Source organism: Candidatus Zixiibacteriota bacterium (genome assembly GCA_026397505.1).
In the GTDB taxonomy this organism is placed as follows: Bacteria; Zixibacteria; MSB-5A5; order GN15; family PGXB01; genus JAPLUR01.
In genome coordinates this window covers 1-2,362 of the sequence record JAPLUR010000054.1, presented here as the reverse complement: position 1 = coordinate 2,362, position 2,362 = coordinate 1, and the positions used below count along the sequence as shown (strand labels likewise).

The 2,362-nt window shown below is 49.4% G+C and carries 2 protein-coding genes; both read left to right on the top strand.

The genetic code is table 11. From position 1 onward, the window contains the following. Positions 1 to 249: 249 nt before the first annotated feature. Entirely contained in the window at positions 250 to 1,455 is a 1,206-nt protein-coding gene (locus NT002_05105) for a pyridoxal phosphate-dependent aminotransferase family protein (GenBank protein MCX6828643.1), read from the top strand. 11 nt (positions 1,456 to 1,466) lie between these two features. Beyond that, the coding region (locus NT002_05100; GenBank protein MCX6828642.1) for an N-acetyltransferase at positions 1,467 to 2,362 on the top strand (896 nt) is incomplete at its 3' end.

Genomic DNA, 2,362 nt, shown 5'->3' with positions numbered 1-2,362 from the left:
CTTCCGAAAGCGCAAAGACTATGTTTCTCCTGCTAAAATCTAACTCGTTATACGACATTAGGTGTCTCCTTTTGAATCAGCTTGTAAATCTTAAGGATACACCTCTTGTCGTTTTTACACACTTATAAAGATATTACCCATAGAACCCCCCATTTATCATTTTTCTTGACTTTAAATTGCGATTTTCTTAATTTCGCAGTTTAACGATAACTGAAGAGGAAATTGGACTTGGAGACTCAGGAAAAAGAAGTGAACCAGAAAACAGACCTGTTTGAAAAATGCTTCCAATTCAAAGCGGCCGATGAAGTTAAGGCCGCCGGTGTTTACCCATATTTTCATCCCGTTTCTTCGGCCCCCGGAGATGAAGTCATTGTTGACGGCCATAAGATCATTATGGTCGGCTCCAATAACTACCTTGGGCTAACTAACGATCCCCGGGTTAAAGAGGCGGCCGCGAAGGCGGTCCATAAATATGGTTCCGGATGCACCGGTTCCCGGTTCCTTAACGGCACGCTGGACCTTCATATTGAACTTGAGGAGCGGTTGGCCAAATTTATGAAGCGGGATGCGGCTATCGTTTTCTCGACCGGCTTCCAGACCAACCTGGGAACCATTTCCTGTCTGGTCGGGAAAAGTGACACCCTGGTCATCGACCGGGCCGATCATGCCTCCATAGTTGACGGCTGCCGGCTTTCTTTCGGCAGAGTTCTCAAATATGGCCATAATGACATGAATGATCTGGAGCGGGTGCTCCGAAATGTCTCCGAGAACGGCGGCCGCGGCGGGATATTCGTTGTTGCCGATGGGGTCTTTTCCATGGAGGGGGATATTGTTAAACTCCCCGAACTGGCAACCCTGGCCCGGAAATACGGGGCGCGGGTGATGATTGATGATGCCCATTCGATCGGCGTCTTGGGTGAAGGAGGCCGCGGCACCGCCGAGCATTTCAATATGATCGATGGTGTTGATATTACCATGGGGACATTCTCCAAGTCGTTTGCCTCGCTGGGGGGATTTATCGCCTCTGATGCCAAAGTAATCAATTATGTCAAGCACTTCTCCCGTGAGTTTATATTCTCGGCCTCAATTCCACCCTCAGCCACCGCCGCCGCTCTGGCCGCTTTGGATATAATTGAGACCGAACCGGAACGGCGCACCAATCTCTGGAAAAACGCCCGCCGGATGCAGAGTGAATTCAAGCGGCTCGGGTTCGATACGCGTCACTCCGAGACCCCGATTGTCCCGGTGCTGATCGGCGAGGATATGGATACATTCCGATTCTGGAAAGCCCTTTTTGACAACGGCGTTTTTGCCAATCCGACCATTTCGCCGGCGGTTGCCCCCGGGATGGCACTGATCCGCACTTCATATACCGCTACTCATACCGATGCCCATCTCGACCGCGTTCTCGAAGTCTTTGAGAAAGTCGGCAAGCAGATGAGAGTGATTTCATAGAGTCAGATATTATGGTGCAGGGCGTTGAAGTCATCGAGGTCGATTCCCACAGGCTCCTGAATACCTTTATCAAACTTCCTTTCAAGTTCTATAAGGATGAGCCCCACTGGGTGCCGCCGTTAATTACCGAGCGAAAGCAATTTTTCAATAAGAAGAAGAACCCGTTTTACCGGGGGGCCAAGACCAAATTATTTCTGGCCTTGAAAGACGGCGAGGTGGTCGGTCGTATCGCCACCTGTATCAATTTTTACCATAATGAATTTCATCAGGAGAAAGTCGGCTTTTTCGGATTCTTTGAATCGATCGATGATTTTGAGGTCGCCGCGAAACTGTTCAAAGTGGCGATGATTACGCTCAAGTCGGAGGGGATGGAAAAAATGCGGGGGCCGACCAATTTCTCGACCAACCACGAAATCGGTTTTCTTATCGAAGGGTTCGATCTTCCCCCGACCGTAATGAATCCTTACAACAAACCGTACCTACCCAAGCTGGCGGAGAAATTCGGACTCAAGAAGGTGATGGATCTCAACGCCTTTTTGATCTCCAAGGAGATTCCGATATCCGAGCGCCAGGTGAATTTGGTCAAAAAAATAAAGGAACGGAACAGTATCAGGATTCGCTGTGTCGAGATGTCGCGATTCGATGAGGAAGTGAAGTTGATCAACAGCATCTATAACCAGGCCTGGGCGCGCAACTGGGGTTTTGTTCCGATGCCCGAGGATGAATTCTTTTACATGGCCAAAGATTTGAAACAGATTGTCGACCCGGAATTGGCGCTGATTGCCTATGTCAATGATGAACCGGCGGCGTTCTCGCTGGCCGTCCCCGATATCAACCAGGTGCTTATCAAACTGAACGGTCGTCTTCTCCCATTCGGAATTTTCAAACTGCTCTGGAACACCAAAAT